21 protein-coding genes and 1 tRNA gene are annotated in these 17407 nt (G+C 65.8%); 5 read left to right on the forward strand and 17 right to left on the reverse strand.

Going from position 1 to position 17407, the window contains the following annotated elements:
- Nucleotides 1–53: 53 nt before the first annotated feature.
- Together ACSQ76_RS20000 and ACSQ76_RS20005 are read left to right on the forward strand one after the other, a co-directional pair.
- Nucleotides 54–1307 (forward strand): DNA polymerase IV, encoded by a 1254-nt coding sequence (locus ACSQ76_RS20000; RefSeq protein ID WP_437157933.1) that lies wholly within the window; start codon nucleotides 54–56, stop codon nucleotides 1305–1307.
- A gap of 131 nt (nucleotides 1308–1438) precedes the next feature.
- Nucleotides 1439–2332, forward strand: a complete 894-nt coding sequence (locus ACSQ76_RS20005; RefSeq protein WP_437157934.1) for a hypothetical protein — start codon at nucleotides 1439–1441, stop codon at nucleotides 2330–2332.
- 136 nt (nucleotides 2333–2468) lie between these two features.
- Here ACSQ76_RS20005 and ACSQ76_RS20010 read toward each other — a convergent pair whose 3' ends face one another.
- Nucleotides 2469–3332 (reverse strand): N-formylglutamate amidohydrolase, encoded by an 864-nt coding sequence (locus ACSQ76_RS20010; RefSeq protein WP_437157935.1) that lies wholly within the window; start codon nucleotides 3330–3332, stop codon nucleotides 2469–2471.
- A gap of 142 nt (nucleotides 3333–3474) precedes the next feature.
- Here ACSQ76_RS20010 and ACSQ76_RS20015 point away from each other — a divergent pair.
- Together ACSQ76_RS20015 and ykgO are read left to right on the forward strand one after the other, a co-directional pair.
- Nucleotides 3475–3549, forward strand: a tRNA-Val gene (locus ACSQ76_RS20015).
- Between the two features lie 69 nt (nucleotides 3550–3618).
- On the forward strand, nucleotides 3619–3744 hold the full coding sequence (ykgO, locus tag ACSQ76_RS20020; protein WP_025058716.1) for a type B 50S ribosomal protein L36: 126 nt from the start codon (nucleotides 3619–3621) through the stop codon (nucleotides 3742–3744).
- Nucleotides 3745–4068: 324 nt separating this feature from the next.
- Here the strand turns inward: ykgO and ACSQ76_RS20025 are convergent, their stop codons facing one another.
- The 6 genes from ACSQ76_RS20025 to creD all read right to left on the reverse strand — a co-directional run bounded on the left by ACSQ76_RS20025 (nucleotide 4069) and on the right by creD (nucleotide 10002).
- Nucleotides 4069–4347, reverse strand: coding sequence for a GFA family protein (locus ACSQ76_RS20025; protein ID WP_437158246.1), 279 nt, complete (start codon nucleotides 4345–4347; stop codon nucleotides 4069–4071).
- A 4-nt stretch (nucleotides 4348–4351) separates the two neighbouring features.
- Nucleotides 4352–5194 carry an urea carboxylase-associated family protein gene (locus ACSQ76_RS20030; RefSeq protein WP_437157936.1) on the reverse strand — a complete coding sequence of 281 codons (843 nt, stop codon included), beginning with the start codon at nucleotides 5192–5194 and terminating at the stop codon, nucleotides 4352–4354.
- A 7-nt stretch (nucleotides 5195–5201) separates the two neighbouring features.
- The gene (locus tag ACSQ76_RS20035) at nucleotides 5202–5408 is read right to left on the reverse strand and encodes a hypothetical protein (protein ID WP_437157937.1); all 207 of its coding nucleotides are present in this window, start codon (nucleotides 5406–5408) and stop codon (nucleotides 5202–5204) included.
- Nucleotides 5409–5471: 63 nt separating this feature from the next.
- Nucleotides 5472–6644: a type III PLP-dependent enzyme gene (locus tag ACSQ76_RS20040; protein ID WP_437157938.1), complete on the reverse strand. Its 1173-nt coding sequence runs from the start codon at nucleotides 6642–6644 to the stop codon at nucleotides 5472–5474.
- Nucleotides 6645–6867: 223 nt separating this feature from the next.
- Entirely contained in the window at nucleotides 6868–8511 is a 1644-nt protein-coding gene (locus ACSQ76_RS20045) for an FAD-binding dehydrogenase (protein ID WP_437157939.1), read from the reverse strand.
- Between the two features lie 66 nt (nucleotides 8512–8577).
- A complete protein-coding gene (creD, locus tag ACSQ76_RS20050) occupies nucleotides 8578–10002 on the reverse strand; it encodes a cell envelope integrity protein CreD (protein WP_437157940.1) in 1425 nt (474 codons plus the stop codon).
- A 142-nt stretch (nucleotides 10003–10144) separates the two neighbouring features.
- On the opposite strand from creD, the gene ACSQ76_RS20055 reads away from it, so the two are divergent.
- Nucleotides 10145–10597, forward strand: a complete 453-nt coding sequence (locus ACSQ76_RS20055) for a MarR family winged helix-turn-helix transcriptional regulator (RefSeq protein ID WP_437157941.1) — start codon at nucleotides 10145–10147, stop codon at nucleotides 10595–10597.
- Here the strand turns inward: ACSQ76_RS20055 and ACSQ76_RS20060 are convergent.
- The 10 genes from ACSQ76_RS20060 to ACSQ76_RS20105 all read right to left on the reverse strand — a co-directional run bounded on the left by ACSQ76_RS20060 (nucleotide 10567) and on the right by ACSQ76_RS20105 (nucleotide 17393).
- Nucleotides 10567–10866 carry a hypothetical protein gene (locus ACSQ76_RS20060; protein WP_437157942.1) on the reverse strand — a complete coding sequence of 100 codons (300 nt, stop codon included), beginning with the start codon at nucleotides 10864–10866 and terminating at the stop codon, nucleotides 10567–10569. The genes ACSQ76_RS20055 and ACSQ76_RS20060 overlap by 31 nt on opposite strands.
- Entirely contained in the window at nucleotides 10866–11645 is a 780-nt protein-coding gene (locus ACSQ76_RS20065; RefSeq protein WP_437157943.1) for a succinate dehydrogenase iron-sulfur subunit, read from the reverse strand. The genes ACSQ76_RS20060 and ACSQ76_RS20065 overlap by 1 nt, the downstream gene beginning before the upstream one ends.
- A 17-nt stretch (nucleotides 11646–11662) precedes the next feature.
- Nucleotides 11663–11983, reverse strand: coding sequence for a succinate dehydrogenase (locus ACSQ76_RS20070; protein ID WP_437157944.1), 321 nt, complete (start codon nucleotides 11981–11983; stop codon nucleotides 11663–11665).
- On the reverse strand, nucleotides 11980–12792 hold the full coding sequence (locus ACSQ76_RS20075) for a class I SAM-dependent methyltransferase (protein ID WP_437157945.1): 813 nt from the start codon (nucleotides 12790–12792) through the stop codon (nucleotides 11980–11982). Before ACSQ76_RS20075 ends, ACSQ76_RS20070 begins: the two co-directional genes overlap by 4 nt.
- The gene (locus ACSQ76_RS20080; protein WP_437157946.1) at nucleotides 12735–13331 is read right to left on the reverse strand and encodes a hypothetical protein; all 597 of its coding nucleotides are present in this window, start codon (nucleotides 13329–13331) and stop codon (nucleotides 12735–12737) included. The genes ACSQ76_RS20075 and ACSQ76_RS20080 overlap by 58 nt, the downstream gene beginning before the upstream one ends.
- Nucleotides 13331–15136, reverse strand: coding sequence for a succinate dehydrogenase flavoprotein subunit (gene sdhA, locus ACSQ76_RS20085; protein WP_437157947.1), 1806 nt, complete (start codon nucleotides 15134–15136; stop codon nucleotides 13331–13333). Before sdhA ends, ACSQ76_RS20080 begins: the two co-directional genes overlap by 1 nt.
- A 97-nt stretch (nucleotides 15137–15233) precedes the next feature.
- Nucleotides 15234–15605 carry a succinate dehydrogenase, hydrophobic membrane anchor protein gene (gene sdhD / locus ACSQ76_RS20090; RefSeq protein WP_437157948.1) on the reverse strand — a complete coding sequence of 124 codons (372 nt, stop codon included), beginning with the start codon at nucleotides 15603–15605 and terminating at the stop codon, nucleotides 15234–15236.
- 11 nt (nucleotides 15606–15616) lie between these two features.
- Nucleotides 15617–16000, reverse strand: coding sequence for a succinate dehydrogenase, cytochrome b556 subunit (gene sdhC, locus ACSQ76_RS20095; protein WP_437157949.1), 384 nt, complete (start codon nucleotides 15998–16000; stop codon nucleotides 15617–15619).
- Between the two features lie 172 nt (nucleotides 16001–16172).
- Complete coding sequence (locus ACSQ76_RS20100) at nucleotides 16173–16874, reverse strand: DUF1194 domain-containing protein (protein WP_437157950.1); 702 nt, start codon at nucleotides 16872–16874, stop codon at nucleotides 16173–16175.
- Between the two features lie 75 nt (nucleotides 16875–16949).
- Entirely contained in the window at nucleotides 16950–17393 is a 444-nt protein-coding gene (locus ACSQ76_RS20105) for a response regulator (protein WP_437157951.1), read from the reverse strand.
- Nucleotides 17394–17407 lie beyond the last annotated feature (14 nt).

Consider the following 17407-nt stretch of genomic DNA (forward strand, 5'->3'; position numbering starts at 1 on the left):
TGCCACGCCTCGCGCCTAGAATAGCGCCATCGCAACCAATGCCCAGCCCGCCCATGCCTGCCTTCTGCCGCGATTGCCTGACCCGGTTCGACACCGGCCCGCGCTGCCCCGCCTGCCGCAGCCCGCGCGTGCTGTCGCATCCGGAACTCTTCGAACTTTCCATCGCGCACATGGATTGTGACGCGTTCTACGCCTCGGTCGAGAAACGCGACAACCCCGACCTGGCGCACAAACCCGTCATAATCGGCGGCGGCCGGCGCGGCGTTGTCTCCACCGCCTGCTACGTCGCCCGCATCCGCGGCGTGCGCTCGGCCATGCCGATGTTCCAGGCGCTGAAACTCTGCCCCGACGCCGTCATCATCAAGCCGCGGATGGAGCTTTACGCCCAGATCTCCCGCCAGATCCGCGCCATGATGCAGGATCTGACCCCCGATATCGAACCGCTGTCGCTGGACGAGGCGTTTCTCGATCTGACCGGCACCCATCGCCTGCACGGCGCGCCGCCCGCCGTGATGCTGGCCCGCCTGACCAAACGTATGAAGGACGAGCTTGGCCTCACCGGCTCCATCGGCCTTTCGCACAACAAGTTTCTGGCCAAGATCGCCTCCGACCTCGACAAGCCGCGCGGCTTTTCCATCATCGGCAAGGCCGACACCGCCGATTTCCTGCGCGACAAGCCCGTCAGCCTGATCTGGGGCGTCGGACAGGCCGCGCGCAGCTCGCTGGATGCGGCGGGCATCCGCACCTTTGCCGACCTGCTGCGCTGGGAGAAAACCGACCTGGTGGCCCGCTTCGGCTCCATGGGCGAGCGGCTCTGGAACCTCGCCCGCGGGCAGGATCACCGCCGCGTTTCGGCCCATACCCCGATGAAGTCGATCTCCAACGAGACCACCTTCAGCGAGGACACCGCCAGCGCCGACATCCTCGACGGTCACATCTGGCGCATGGCCGAAAAGGTCGCCGACCGCGCCAAGGCCAAGCATCTGGCGGGCCGCGTCGTCACGCTCAAGCTCAAGCGCTCCGACCATTCACTCCTGACCCGCCGCGTCTCGCTGCGCGACCCCGCGCAGCTGGCCGACACGCTCTACCGCACCGCCCGCGCGCTCTTCGACCAGGTCGATCACACCAAGCCCTACCGACTGCTGGGCGTGGGCCTGTCGGACCTCGTTCCCGAAACCGCGGCCGAGATCTCGGGCGACCTGCTCGACCCCCAGGCCCGCCAGCGCGGCCGCGCCGAACGCGCCACCGACGAGATCCGCGCCCGCTTCGGCGCAGACGCCATCCTCAAGGGCCGCTCCCTGCGCTGAGCCGGATTTTCCCTGCCATGGCAGACTGTTACCGGCAATCCCCTGTTGCACGAAAATCACATTGACGTCGCAGATGAACACTCGCGCAACTTTCCGGCCCGTGTCACGTTGCTTCGGTCATGAAACGCGCAATGCCCCATCCCATCCCCTGTCTCGCCGCTCTGGCGCTCTGCGCCACCGGCCTGCGCCCCGATGCCGCCACCGCCGCCGACTGGGTGGACTTTTCCGGCGACATCTCGGTCGGCGCCAACAGCATCCAGGACAACGCCTTCATGTCCCGCATCGACGCGATGCTGACCTTCACGCTGTTCGACATCGGCGACAGCCCCGTCGCGTTCGAATTCGGAACCTTCGGGTATTACTACAAGGGCGACCGCCCGCACGAGACCTATGCCGCCTTCGTCTATGACGACCGGTTCCGCCTCGGCGTGGTGAAACCCGCCTATGACCAGGTGCTTATCTCGCCCTTCGACTTCACCGCCGCCTCCGTCGCCGAGACCCGCGCCGAATACACCCGCGCCCGCGCCACGACCGAGGCGCTTCGGTTCAACTCAGTCCCCGTGGGCGTCTCCTATGGCGACACCACGGGCGATATGCGCTGGGCCGTCTCGCTGCTCGATGCCAGCGACGGCAATTTCCGCTCCGCCGCCGCGTCCGCCCAGTGGCAGGCGCAGCCCGTGACCCTCGCCGCCGCGGTCGAGGGCGTCTGGGACCCCAAGGATGATTTCGACGGCATCAACGCCAAGCTCGGCGCCCGCTGGCAGGACGGGAAGCTCGATATCGGCGCGGCCTTCCTGCACCCCGACGCCAACCAGCGCCCCGACGCGGTGGCCTTCGACGTGAACTACAATGTCTGGCGCGACCTGACGCTTTCGGGATTCGGCGAGGTCACGCGCGGCAGCACGACCTCCGCCTACGGGCTCGCCGCCCGCTACGATTTCCAGGATCGCTCGGACGTGACCTTCGCCGTCACCGACACCAAGGCCGACGAGGAAGTCCACTTCACCTACACGCGCCGGTACTGACCTGTCGCGCGGATTCCGGCGCCCGGTGTCCTAACTCGGGCCGTCGACAAGCCGCACCGTCGCGATACAGTCGAAAATACCGACGCGATACCGATGCACATTTCGGGAACTCTGCGCCGTTAAGCTTCGATTCGCCTCACTCGGCCGCCAGTTGCTGCGGCTTGGGCCGCCCGACCTCGGCGATCTGCGCGATGACACCCTCCAAGAGCATCTTGAACGCCTCGAAATTGCCATTGGGTCGGATCAGCCGCTCGTTCATGTAAAGCGCCCGGTCGATCTCGACCTGCACCGCGTGCCGGTTCTCCTGCGGGCGGCCGTAATGCTGCGTGATATAGGCTCCGGCAAAGGGTGCGTTGCGCGCCACCTTCAGCCCGGCGGCACTGAACGCCGCCTCGATCCGGTCCACCACTTCGTCGCTCGCCGCCGCGCCGAACCGGTCACCCAGCACCACCTCGGGGCGCCGCGCCCCGCTGCGCGCGACCGCGTCCATCGCCTCGTGCGGCATCGAGTGGCAATCGATCAATATCGCCTGCCCGAACATGCCCATCGCCTGGTCCATCTGGGTTTTCAGCGCCGCATGATAGGGCCGCCAATAGGTGTCGATGCGCCGTTGCGCCTCGTCCATGCTGATCTTGCCGGAATAGATCGCCTTGCCGTTGGCCACCACCCGCGGAATCACCCCCAGGCCCGAGGCCACGCGCGGGTTGTGCCCCGTCCGCCGCGCCCCTTCGATCAGCGCCGGGTCCAGCTCCTCGGTCGAGCGGTTCAGGTCCACGAACGCCCGCGGCGCGCCGGCCTTGATGAACGGCGCCCCGTTGCGCGGGGCGGCCTCGAACAGGTCGTCGACGAACGCATCCTCGGAGCTGCGCACGCTCAACTCGTTGAGGTTCGTGCGCCGCACGAAGGACCACGGGTAATCCCGCCCGCTATGGGGCGACGCGAACACCACCGAGGTCGTGCGACGCTCAGGATGTGTAAGGGTAAACGCGGCTTTTGGCATTCTGTCTCCTGCCCAGACATAATAGTCTGAAAATCAGGTTCTAAAAGCCCTTGATCCCCTTCCCGACTCCTTTTATAGACACGCCTCACCGGCGCGGTTTCCCGCGCCCCTATTCGTTAGGGGCCATGCCAATCCGGTATCAGGGCGATTAGCTCAGCGGTAGAGCACTTCGTTGACATCGAAGGGGTCACTAGTTCGATCCTAGTATCGCCCACCATATTCACTGCCCGGCCTTGCCGGTGCACCCGCAACCCGGCGCCCCGCGCCACGACATTGGAGACGAGTGATGAAAGTCCGGAACTCGCTGCGTTCGCTCAAGAACCGCCATCGCGATTGCCGCGTCGTGCGCCGCAAAGGCCGCGTTTACGTGATCAACAAGACCCAGAAGCGTTTCAAGGCCCGCCAGGGCTGAGACCGCGATCCGGTTCTGCTGAACGAACCCCGCCTCGGCGGGGTTTTTTCGTTTGGCTCAAGCCGACGGTAGGGAGCCGCGCGATTGCCAGACCGCGGGGTGGCGATCCGACGGTCGTTCAAGGCACTTTATCCCTGCCACAGCCGCAAAACCTCAAATCGAGGCGCTCACGTCACCTAATCGCCAGCCCGGGGGGGCCCCCTTTCGGCGATTGCAGGCAATCGCCTTTCGGTCGACAGACGATCGCGCGGCGGCGCGGCCTGGCCGCGCTTCGATTCCGCGCGGAGCGCACTCTTCACACGTCGTTAGGAATTTCGCGGGACACTACTCTTCATCCCGCTCGAACCGCGCCAGACCCGGCACCTCCGGCAACCACTTTTCCCGCCGCACGCACCACAGCTCATAGGTCGGCTCGAACACATTCGGCGCGTCCAGCGCCCCAAGGTGGACCTCCACCTCGCCGTCGCGGACCGAAAACACCGACCCGCCGCAGCGCGGGCACTTGCGGCAGTCCAGGCAATGGCACAGCCCCACCCGGTCGGGCGCGCCCTCCGCCGTGATCCGCACCGCCCCGCACAGGCACCCGCCCTCGACCCGGTCCATGCCGCTATCTCCCGTGGGTCCGGTCATACCCGTTCACCGGCGGGCTGACCCAATCGCCCAAGGCCCCCTCAGCCGGCGCGAAGACCTCCACCTTCAGCGGATAGCACGCCGCCGCGTCGCTGGAATGCTCGGCCGAGCAATCCCCGCCCGGACAGGCGCTCAGCGCCCCCAGCAGGTCGATCTCGGCAAAGAACTCGATGTAGTCGCCGGGCCGAACCGGGCTGGCCTTCATGAAATACTGGCCTGTGTCCCGCGTGAACCCGGTGCACATGAACACGTTCAGCACGTCATGCACCAGCGGCTCCGCCTCCTCCAGCGACACCTCCAGTTCATCGGCCACCGCCCGGATCAGGTTGGAATGACAGCAATGGTGATACTGCGACCCGGCCAGCAGGTTGCCCGTATAGGGATCGCAGCGCGTGCCGATCACGTCATGCACCGACCCGCCGTACTCGTCGATCCCGTACCAATCCAGCGTATCCTCCACGATCGTCGCCATGGGCCGCAGATAGGGAAAGCCCGACCACATCCGCTCGCCGGTCGTCAGGTGCGTGCCATGCAGCGCCCGCGACTTGCCCGAATAGAACCGCTCGCCCGGGTCATTCGCGTTCCACAGGTTCAGGTCCCCCACCTGCGGGCCCTCGACACTGGTGATGCGAAAGAACTGCCCCGCCGCCACGCGAAAGCAGGCGGCCTCCCGCGGCGGCGCGATCACCTCACCCACTTTCTCGGCCCCCTCCTGCGCGATGCGGTACAGGTCCAAATCCGGCACCGGCAGGGTCTCGTTGGGATAACAGACGACAGGCGCGACGGCCCGGCGCAGATCGGCATCGGTGGGTTCCGGCATGGGCTCCTCAGGAGTGCGGCGTGTTCCTGAAGCAATCCAAAGGCGGTTTGCCATCCGATGTAAAGGCCCGCGCCCCGCAGAACGCACAGCGAAAGGCCGTCTGGCCCGGCTTCGACGCGCCCCGGTCCTCGCGCCAGCGGCAATTGCGCATCTTCGGGCGCGCGTAAATCGCCACCAGTATGAACGCAATGACAAGACCCACGACAATGAACATGCCGTGGGTCTTACACTGTCCCGCGGGGCAAGGCCAACCGGCCCGCCCCGGATCGGGGGGCAGCTACAGCACGACCACGTCCAGCGGCGGGAAGCCGTTGAAGCCCACGCTGGAATAGGACGAGGTGTATGCACCGCAGCTGCGGATCAACACCCGGTCCCCGGCCTTCAGGCCCAGCGGCAGGTCGATCATGCGTTTTTCATACAGCACATCCGCCGAATCGCAGGACGGCCCGGCCAGGATGCAGGGGCCCGCGCGCTCGCCATCGCGGGCGGTCACGAACTGGTAACGGATGGCCTCGTCCATGGTCTCGGCAAGGCCCGAGAACATGCCGATATCCAGGTACACCCAGCGGTGCAGATCGTCGGGCGACTTGCGCGACACCAGCACAACCTCGGCGGCGATCATGCCGGCCTCGGCCACCAGGCCCCGGCCCGGCTCTGCCATCACGCGCGGCACGTCGCCGAAACGCTCGGCCACCATCTCGCGCACTTGGGCTGCATAGATCGCCGGCGCCGCGATTTCCTCGCCATAGAAGGCCGGAAAGCCGCCGCCGATGTTCAGCAGGTCCAGCTTGTGGCCAGCCTTCTGCGCCGCACGCCACACGTCCGCAATCCGGTCCAGCACCGGCGCCCACATTTCGGGCTTGCGGGTCTGGCTGCCGACGTGGAACGACACGCCCACCGGGCGCAGGCCCAGCGATGCGGCATAATCCATCAGCGCCACGGCATGATCCGGCGCGCAGCCGAACTTGCGCGTCAGCGGCCAGTCGGCGCCCGACGCCTCGACGATCAGGCGGATATAGACCTCGGCACCCGGTGCGTGCTCGGCGATCTTGTCCAGCTCTTCCTCGGCATCGGCGGCAAAGAGCGTCACGCCGACATGGTAGGCAAACGCGATATCGCCCGGTTTCTTCACGGTGTTGCCAAAGGAAATATGCTCGGGCGCGGCGCCCTGCGACAGGCACAGCTCGATTTCGCCCCGGCTGGCAGCGTCGAAACGGCTGCCTTCACGCACCAGCGCCTCGATCACCTGCGGCTCGGGGTTGGCTTTCACGGCATAGTGGATATGCGCGTCGCCCAGCCCCTGCGCCAGCGCGCGATAGTTTTGCAGCACGACTTCGGTGTCGATCACCAGGGTCGGGCGGTCGAATGTGGTGGTACGCAGGAAGCCCTCGATACGGGCGGCGCAAGCATGGCGGAAATCACCCGACAGGTCGGTGACGAAAGCGGTCATGGACATCTCCAAAGGTCACGAGGCGGCGCGAGGCCGCGAGGTAATGTTCAGAGACGTTACCGTCGCTACGTAACCGCTGGGGTATAAGGCCTTCGGGACAGAGGCGCGTGCGTTGGCGTCTGATCGTGCACATGGGGCCAATCCCCGAGTCGTGCAAGAGTTTTCGCGAGCCGGCCCAATATTTTTTCCGCACGATTCGAACTGTGTTTTCGCTACATCAGTTTCAGGCGCTCGACCCCGCCGCGCGCCCCGAGAATATGCACCCGCCAAGGAAGGTCCCCTCCAGCGCATTGTAGCCGTGATAGCCTCCGCCACCAAATCCCGCGACCTCTCCGGCGGCGTAAAGCCCGTCCAGCACTGTGCCATCCGGGCGCAGCACCCGCGCATTGAGATCGGTATGCAGCCCGCCCAGCGATTTGCGCGTCAGGATGTTCAGCCGCACGGCGATCAGCGGGCCGTTGGCAGCGTCGAGAATCGCATGAGGCTTTGCCGTACGAATCAAGCGGTCGCCGCGATAGGCCCGCGCCTGCCTTATGGCGATCACCTGCGCGTCCTTGGCGAACGGGTTGGCCAGCTGCGCATCCCGCGCCGCCACCTGCGCCCGCAATGCTCCTGCGTCCAGCGGCGCCTCCGGGGTGATCTCGTTCATCCCCTTCACCAGCGTCTCGAAATCCTTTGCCACGACGAAATCCTCGCCGCGGTCCTTGAACGCCTCCACCGCGCCCGTCGCCCCTTTGCCCAGCCGCTCCTTCAGCACCTCGCGCCACTTGCCCGAGGTCAGGTCGGGGTTCTGCTCGCTGCCCGACAGGGCAAATTCCTTCTCGATGATCTTCTGTGTCAGGATGAACCAGGAATGCTCGTGCCCCGTGCTGAGGATACGCTTCAACGTGCTCAGCGTGTCGAACCCCGGCAAACAGGGTGCCTCCATTCGCACGCCCTTCGCGTCGAACCACATCGAGGACGGCCCCGGCAGGATCCGAATCCCGTGGTTGGGCCAGATCGGGTCCCAGTTCTTCAGCCCCTCGCAATAGTGCCACATCCGGTCTTCGTTGATCGCCCCGGCGCCTGCGGCCTTGGCCACGTCCTGCATCTGGCCATCGACGTAATCCGGCACGCCCGCGACCATGACCTTGGGCGCAGGCCCAAGCCGGTCGACGGGCCACAGCTTGCGCACCTTCTCGTGGTCCCCGCCGATTCCGCCCGAGGCGACGATCACGCTCTCGGCCTGCACCTGAAACTGCCCTGTCACCTCGCGATTGGTCGAGGCTCCGCGCACCGCGTCATCCTCGGCCAGCACGTCCCCACGCAGCCCCGTCACGCGCCCATCGGTCACGTCCAGCCCGGTCACCCGGTGCCGGAACGCGAACCGCAGCTTGCCCGCCTCCTCGGCCTCCTGCACCAGCCGCACGAACGGGGCAACAACGCCCGTCCCCGTGCCCCAAGTGACGTGAAAGCGCGGGACCGAATTGCCATGCCCATCGGCCTTGGCCCCGCCCCGCTCGGCCCAGCCGACCACGGGGAACCAGCGCATCCCCAAACCATGCAGATACCCCCGCATCGGCCCGGCGGCGAAGTCCAGATAGGCTTCGGCCACGCGGCGGGGGTTGTCATCCTCGGGCCGGTCGAACCCGGCGCTGCCCATCCAGTCCTGTGCCGCCAGATCCCGGCTGTCGCGGATGCCCATGCGCCGCTGCTCGGGCGTGTCGATCATCATCAACCCGCCCAGGGACCAGAACGCCTGCCCGCCCAGGGATTGCGGCCCTTCCTGGTCCAGCAGCACCACCTTGCGCCCGCGCTGCACCGCCTCATGCGCAGCCACAAGCCCGGCAAGCCCGCCGCCCACGATCGCGATATCGGTCTTCAACATGATCTCCTCCCAAGCATACGGGGCAGCCTAACCCGGCCGCCCCGCCTCATGGAAGGAAACGTCGCGTCAGCTTGTGGGCTGGGGCGCCTGCGGCTGCGGTTCGGGCTTGCGGAACCAGCCCCGGCGCGGCCCCTCGCGCGGCTCGCCGTACCAGTTCTCGTTCCGCGTGGCGAACATGGTGCCCGCGATGGCCGCGAACAGCAGGATCGACCCGGCCAGCAACGCGTAATCCGCACTGCGCAGAATGAGATAGAGCACGCCGTAAAGCACCGCCAGCATCGCCCCTACCACCAGCGTACGGCGGCCCAGCTTCAGCGCCGTCGCGGCAAAGGCCGTGACCAACCCAACCGTCGCCGCGCCCGACACCAGGTAGGCCATGCCGAACCCCACCTGTTCCGACAAGGCCAGCATCAGCAGGAAGAACGCCGACTGCGCCAGCCCGATCAGGATATACTGCACCGGGTGCGTCGGCCGCTTGGTTTGCCCTTCGACCAGAAAGATTGTCAGGAACGTCAGGCCGATGAACAGCACGCCGTACCGCGCCGCGCGATAGGCTTTCTGGTAGAAGTCATTCGGCTGATAGAGCCCCACACCAAAGCTCGACGAATTCCGCGCCACCTCGTTCTGATCCGCGCGGCTGACCTGCGGCAAGGGGCGCGCCAGATGCGGGATCACCCAATTGGCCTGAAACCCGTCGTCGCGCACCGCGTGGCTGTCGGGCAGGAACGCGCCCTGAAACTCCGGATGCGGCCAGTCCGAGGTCAGCGTCACGCGCGTCTCGCGCCCCACCGGCGTGAACGAAAGTGCCTCGGCACCATTCAGCCCCATCTTCAGATCGAACGCCCCGATCTCTCGCGGGTCGCCCGTCGGTGCGCGCAGCCCGCCGATGTAACGGTTCTCGCTCGCCACCGGCTCCATCTCCAGCGCGCGGCCATCGGCCATCAGCCGGGTCTCGCCCCGCAGCGCGCGGTTGGAACTCACGTACACCCGCACCTCCGCCTGATCCCACAGCAGCACCTCCTCGCCGCGCAGCGCTTCCTCGGCCTCCTCCGCATTGAAATCGAACGCGCCCTCGGCCTTGGCGGTATAGACCGGGACCGAGAATATGCCCCGGCTGCGTTCCTGCGTGGTCTTCTCCACGCCCAACTCCAGCAGACCGGGATAGACATAGACCGGATCGCGGCGCAAAGTGCGCTCCACTTCGCGGAACCGAAACACCGGCTGGTCGTCGCCATCCAGCTTCTGTTCGCCGGTCTGTGGGTCGACCACCTCTTCCCGTTCGCGCACCATCACCGTCTCCTGGACCGGGATGATCAGGACGGGGCCGGACAAGAGCTGTTGCCCGCCCCATTCCTGCCCGACCGAGGCGATGGTCTGGCGGTTGTAATCGGCGCGGCTGTCGATGATCGCACCGACGAAAAACACGGGGATGGTCATCAGCAGCACCAGCAGGCCCACGATGATGAACCGCAATCCGGGGGAACGCAGCATTGGAATGTCCTCTCGTTTCTTATTCCGATGCTTCGTTTTGCACAGGCGCCCGTGCAGACGCCCCAGCCCCGGTTGCGCAGATTTCGTGCAGGCCGGCGAACGCCCCTTGCCCCGCAAATGCACCTGCATTTAAGGTCCGGGCATGAGCAGAACACCCCAGAACCTTTCCGCGTGGCAGGTCCTGTCGCGCGCCCATCGCCGCCTCCAGAGCCATCTGGAGTCCGCGCTCAAGGCCGAGGGCCTGCCGCCGCTCGACGTGCTGGATGCGTTGGCGGCCCTGGATGCCGGGCCCGACAGCCAGACCGCGAAATCACTGGAAAAAGGCCTGATGCTGCCGCAATACGGCGTTTCGCGACTGCTCGACCGTATGGAAAAGGATGGTCTGATCCGCCGTGTTGCCGATGCCACCGACAAGCGCCTGAAGCATGTGCACCTGACCGAGGCGGGCCGCGCCACGCGTGCCGCCATGGTCCAGACCCGCGATGCCGCGCTCGACGCGTTCCTCGCCCCGCGCGCCAAGCCGGGGCAACTGGATCGCATCACCGATCTTGTCGGCCTGCTGGATCAGGACTTGTCCGACCCGACCTCGGGATAAAGCAGACCGAACAGCGCCAGGGGCCGCTCGTCGCGCGACAAGGTGCCTGGCTCCCATCCGTCGCCGAAGGCCGCGAAGACATCCTTGTCATCGTAATGCTCGTCAAAGACCTTTCCGGCGCGCTTCACGAGTTCGGCCAGTTCGCTGACGAACTTGCTCTCCCCGATCGCCGTCCGGTTCAGGTAATGCAGCCGCCCCGACAGGCGGCGGCACACGTCCCGAAACTCTTCCTTCGACTTGAAATCGAGCTCGGGACGCGGCTTCATCATTATACCGCGCGCTCCAGCATCAGCTTCTTGATCTCGGCAATCGCCTTGGCGGGGTTCAGCCCCTTGGGGCAGGTCTTGGCGCAGTTCATGATCGTGTGACAGCGATACAGCTTGAACGGATCTTCAAGATCGTCCAGCCGCTCGCCCGTCGCCTCGTCCCGGCTGTCGATGATCCAGCGATAGGCATGTAGCAGCGCGGCCGGTCCAAGATACTTGTCGCCGTTCCACCAATAGCTCGGGCAGGCCGCCGAGCAGGACGCGCACATCACGCATTCATACAGGCCGTCCAGCTTTTCGCGATCCTCGATCGACTGCTTCCACTCCTTCGCGGGGCGGTTCGTCTTGGTTTCCAGCCACGGCATGATGCTGGCGTGCTGGGCGTAGAAATGCGTCAGGTCCGGGATCAGGTCCTTGACCACCGGCATGTGCGGCAGCGGATAGATCTTCACGTCGCCCTTCACCTCGTCCAGCCCGTAGATACAGGCCAGCGTGTTGATCCCGTCGATATTCATCGCACACGACCCGCAAATCCCCTCGCGGCAGGACCGCCGGAAGGTCAGCGTCGGGTCGACCTCGTTCTTGATCTTGATCAGCGCGTCCAGAACCATCGGCCCGCACTTGTCCATGTCGAGGAAATAGGTGTCGACCTGCGGGTTCTTCCCGTCATCGGGGTTCCAGCGGTAGATCTGGAACTTGCGCACGTTCTTCGCGCCCTCGGGCTTGGGCCACGTCTTCCCCTTGGTGATCCGGGAATTCTTCGGAAGCGTCAGCTGTACCATTTACGTGTCCTCTCCGTTCAACGGCCCAGCAGGACCAGACCGTTTTCAGCAATACATTGAACCGCACTGGGCCGGCTCGCGATGTCCACCACCAGCTCGACCGTCGCAGGCTGGACCCCGCCGACCGTGTCGCGGGCAATCGTGATGATTTCCCCGGCCGAGGCCGCGTCGATGATGCAGTCGGTGACCGGCGCCACGGTGACGCCCGGAAAGCGCCGCGCGACGATGCCGTTGACCACGGTTTTCGCCCGTTCCCGCGCGATGGCGTCGGCGGCGTCGTTGGCCGCGTCGCACCCCGCCAGCAGCGGGGGCAGCGCAAGAATGGCAAGCCACCTCATTCCGCCGCCTCCAGTTCCGACAGCTCCGGCAAAGCGTCCTCGACCTTGCACATCTGCATGATCTGCTTGAGGTTCCTCGGCCCGAAATCCTCGATCGTCAGGTCCATGAACTTCGCCACGATCTCGTCCCGCGCGTCTTCCAGCACCCGGTTCTGCGGGTCCAGTCCGGTGACGATCCCCAGCCCGCAGGGCCGCGGGTTCAGCACGTCGAACGCCAGTTCGGGGCGGTATTCGCGCAGGATCAGCGTCATCTTCCACACGTCGCCCGACCAGCCCTTGGTGCGCTCAGGGTCCCACTCGCGCTCGGCGGCGGCGGGCGAGAACGGCACAAGGTCATGCAGCAGGATCGCCGCCTCGGGATGGCACAGCCTTTCCGTGGCGATGAAATCGTCCAGCACATACTCGAACAGGTGCATCCCGTCGATGAACGCCATGTCGATGCGCGGCGCAATCTCCTGCGCCTGCCCGCTGGCAAAGAAATCACCGCTGGTCTGTCGGATCAGGTGCAGTGCCGGCTTGTCGCCCATCACGTCGCCGCTCAGGCGAAATGCCGGGTCCACCGCGATGGCCCTGCCCGGGCACCGCATCAGCGAATGCCCGCGCCCGCTGCCGATCTCCAGATACCACTCCGGGCGTCTCGTCCGGTGCAGCACCTCCAGCGCATCGAGGTAATGCCGCCCCCGCGCACGCGGCCAGCCCGCCGGGCGGACAGGCTTTGCCGTGATATGCGTGGCGGCCTTGGGCATCGCGATCAGTTGCCGATGCAGTAGTGCGTGCCGCCATACATGACCGGCGCGTGTTTCGGGCACAGCCCCGCCTTGCGCGCGACACCGACCACCTTGAGGACCGGGCTGCCGCCACGGCCAAGCGCCTGATCGGCACAGGCATTGATCCGGTTCGCCGCCTCGGCGGTCACCCGGCCATGCGGCACGATCCAGATGCGCGTCTGCTGACCGATCGGAATCTCCTGCCATTGCCCGCCCAGACGGACACCGCCGCCAATGCCGAACTTGTGCTTGCAGTCCAGGATCGCGCTGCGCTGCTCACCGACCGAGATATACCGGTCCGGCTTCGCCGCCGCGGTGACGGTCGACGCGCCGAAGCGATAGGCGATGCAACTGTTCAGCGCCTGCGCCTCGTAGGTGGACGCGCCGGACCCGCGCACGGGCGTCAGGATAACATCATTGCCCCGCACGTTCGTCACGTAAGACCCCTCGGGGCTGACCTCGGCAAAGCATGCCTGCACGACGCGGTCCACGTTGGCCGGTGTGGTGTCGACGGCCTGCGCCGCGCCTGCCAGCATCGTCAGGCCGCCAATGGCGGCGACGCTTCTCAGAATGGCTTTCATCAAAATGTCCTTTCCTTGGGTGCGATCTTCTTCAGATTGATCCCACCCTCGGATTCGGTCGTGAGCGGGTCCTCGATGATAGGACGATAGCTCAATTCGACCGATGTGCCATCCACCCGCGCAACCGTGTGCACGCGCCAGTTCTCGTCATCGCGCTTCGAGAAATCCTCGTGCGCGTGCGCGCCGCGGCTTTCCTTGCGCGCCTCGGCCCCGGCGATGGTGGCCAGCGCGTTGGGCATCAGGTTGGTCAGTTCCAGCGTCTCCATCAGGTCGCTGTTCCACACCAGGCTGCGGTCGGTCACCTTCAGGTCGCCCACCTTGGCCGCGATCGCATCCATCTTCTTGACGCCCTCGGACAGCGTCTTCGAGGTGCGGAAGACGGCGGCGTCCTCCTGCATCGTGCGCTGCATTTCCAGCCGCAGCTCTGCCGTGGGCATGCCGCCATCGGCATGGCGGAAATGGTCGAAGCGATCCAATGCCTTGTCGACCTGGGCGGTATTCGTCGCCGGCACGGCGCTCTCGGGGTTCACCACCTTGCCCGCGCGAATGGCCGCAGCCCGGCCGAACACCACCAGGTCGATGAGCGAGTTCGATCCAAGCCGGTTCGCGCCATGCACCGATGCACAGCCCGCCTCGCCCACGGCCATAAGACCGGGAACGACCGCGTGCGGGTCGCCTTCGACGGGGTTCAGAACTTCGCCCCAATAATTCGTCGGAATGCCGCCCATGTTGTAATGCACGGTCGGCAACACCGGGATCGGCTCCCGGGTCACGTCCACCCCGGCAAAAATCTTGGCGCTCTCCGAAATCCCCGGCAGGCGCAGGTTCAGCGCCTCGGCGGGCAGGTGGCTGAGGTTCAGGTGAATGTGATCGCCGTGCTCGCCCACGCCGCGCCCCTCGCGGATCTCCATCGTCATCGACCGGCTGACATAGTCGCGCGGCGCCAGGTCCTTGTAGTTGGGCGCATAGCGCTCCATGAACCGCTCGCCTTCGCTGTTGGTCAGGTAACCGCCCTCGCCCCGCGCGCCCTCTGTGATCAGGCAGCCAGAGCCGTAGATGCCGGTGGGGTGGAACTGAACGAACTCCATGTCCTGCAGCGGCAGGCCCGCGCGCGCCACCATGCCCCCGCCGTCGCCAGTACAGGTGTGCGCTGACGTCGCGCTGAAATAGGCGCGGCCATAGCCGCCCGTGGCCAGCACCACCATCTTGGAGTTGAACACATGGATCGTGCCGTCATCCAGCTTCCAGCAGACAACGCCGGTGCACTGGCCGTCCTCGCTCATCATCAGGTCGATGGCGAAATACTCGATGTAGAACTCGGCGTTGTTCTTCAGGCTTTGCCCGTAAAGCGTATGCAGGATCGCGTGGCCCGTGCGGTCGGCGGCCGCGCATGTCCGCTGCACCGGAGGGCCTTCGCCGAACTCTGTCGTGTGCCCGCCAAAGGGGCGCTGATAGATCCGCCCTTCCTCGGTGCGCGAAAACGGCACGCCGTAATGCTCCAGCTCGTAGACCGCCTTGGGTGCCTCGCGCGCCAGGTATTCCATCGCGTCCGTGTCGCCCAGCCAGTCCGAGCCCTTCACGGTGTCGTACATGTGCCACTGCCAGCTATCGGGTCCCATGTTGCCAAGGCTGGCCGCGATGCCGCCCTGCGCCGCCACGGTGTGCGAACGCGTCGGGAACACCTTGGTCACGCAGGCCGTGCGCAGGCCCTGCTCGGCCATGCCCAGCGTCGCGCGCAGCCCCGCGCCGCCCGCGCCCACCACAACCACGTCGTAATCATGTGTCTCGTATTCGTAAGCCGCCATGCTTCGTGCCTTTTCCGGTTCGTCTGCTCGGGCCATCGGGCCCCGGCTGTATGGTCTCATGTGCCAAGGCGGCCTGCGCCTTGCCCTTGAATATCGCTCAGAGTGCCATGCGCGCGATGGCGAACAGCCCCGTCGCCATGGCGCCATAGCTCAGGCAGGTCACCAAAATGATCGTGACCTTCTGCGCCGTGCCATGCACATAGTCCTCGATCAGCACCTGGCACCCATCGGCGAAATGCTTGAAGCCGACCACCAGCGTCAGCGCCGCGACGATGGCCGGGAAGGGCCGCGCGTAATAGGCCGTGACCTCCTCGAACGAACTGCCCAGAATGCCGCCGAAGGTGAACACGAAAAGCGGGATCAGGATAAGCAGCGCGACGCTCTGCAGCTTCATCGCCCAGAAATGGCCAACGCCGGATTTGGCCGAGCCCAGGCCCATGGCGCGCTTGCGGTCTGTCAGGTAACGCATGTCCGGCCCTCTCAGATGAACAGCACGGTCAGGATGGTTAGCACGACCGATCCGCCGATCGCGATCCAGCCCAGCATCTCGGCGCGGTCGATCTGCAGCATCTTCCCGCTGTCCCAGATCAGGTGCCTGACCCCCGCCAGCGTGTGATACCACAGCGCCCAGAGCGACAGGAACATCACCACGTCACCGAACCAGCCGGTCATCACCGCGTCGGCGGTCGCGAAATAGTCGGCCGAGGTCGCGGCGGCCAGCAGCCACCAGACCGTCAGCAGCGCCGCCACGATCAGGGCGTTGCCGGTGATCCGGGTCAGGATCGAGGTGATCGACGTCAGCTGTGGGCGATAGATCGTGAGGTGGGGCGAAAGCGGCCGGTTGCCGCGATTTACGTCTGCCATTGGCAATCCCTTTCTCGTCGCGATGTGGCGCCGACCCGGGTGGGCCGACCTGCCCCGCGATTTGAGTTCGTTTTATCCAATCATCCGGGGCGTCTGCAAACCCGTATTCTTCAAATAGTGCAGGCATTTCGTCGCAAATCGGAAATTCGTGATCACATCACCAACTGCGTGATCACAAATTTGGCAAAAAGGAATCACTCACCGCTTTCGAGATCGGTTTGGTGACTTCGCGCAGCAGTTTCCGACGCATTCGGGCGGGGTACTCGTCGTAATCGTTGGCTGTGATCACAAAAGCGCCCGGCCCGTGGATGACGTTCTCCCAGAAATACTCGGTCATCCTCGGCTCCGCCCCTTCGATGACCAGCGCATTGACCACGATTCCCTGCTCGGTCAACAGGTCATGCATGTCGCGCGGCTCCGGGCCTTCGTTCGACGACCCGTCGCCCGAGACGTCAATCACCCGCCTCTCGCAATCGGGCACCTCCGCGAACTGCGCCGCGCCGACCTCCAGCGCCTCGCCGATCGCGGTGGAAAAGTTGCGCCACACGCGCGGCGTCGTCTCGATCCGCGACGCCAGCGCCTCGACCGCATCGAAATCGTTCAGGCGCTGCCACGGCACAACCACGCGCTGGCGAGAGGTGCCGGTCCATTGCAGCACCAGCACCGCCGCCTCGCCCACGACCAGCGCCTCGCTGACCGCGCCATCGCGCAACCCGTCCGCCAATCCCTGCATCTGGATACGGTATTCGGATTCGTCGACCGAACCCGACACGTCCACGGCCAGCACCAACGCCACCTCGCAGGCGGCGGCGGATACCGCCGCGCCACAGGCCACGGCGGCCGACAGCCACAGGCACGGGAAAGCGCGTTTCATGGCCAAAGCATGCGCCGAACCGGCGCCGCTGCCCAGCAAAACCGCTCGGCGGCTCACATTCGCGTTGTCCGGCGGTCAGGCGCTTCGACGCACCGGTCCCGCCACGCGCCGCGTGATCAGGTCCCCCACGCACTCGCGGAAGAAATCACGCAGCTTGCGCATCGGATCGTCCGTCTTGTCGATCACGCACAGCCCCGCCGCGCGCGCCTTGTCCCACATGAAGGGCGACGGCCAGCCCGAGACGATGACAATGGGCACGTCCGACAGCTCCGGCGCGCCGGCCAGTTCACCGGCGAATTCGCTGCCGGAGCCATCGGGCACGCTGTTGTCGCACAGGATGGCCGAGTAGCGCGATTGCGACAGCGCCTTGCGCGCGGTTTCGATGGTCGAGACGAAGTCAATCTCGGCCTCTACCCGCGCCCCGCGCATCGCGCGGCGGATCATCTCCTGGTCATGGGCACTGTCTTCGAGGACGAGGCACCGCAGGCGCGGGCCTTCAATTGGCGTTGGATCAGGCATGGCAACCTCCTTTC

Origin of the sequence: Roseovarius sp. B08, from assembly GCF_051417955.1 — a bacterium.
Lineage (GTDB): Bacteria > Pseudomonadota > Alphaproteobacteria > Rhodobacterales > Rhodobacteraceae > Roseovarius.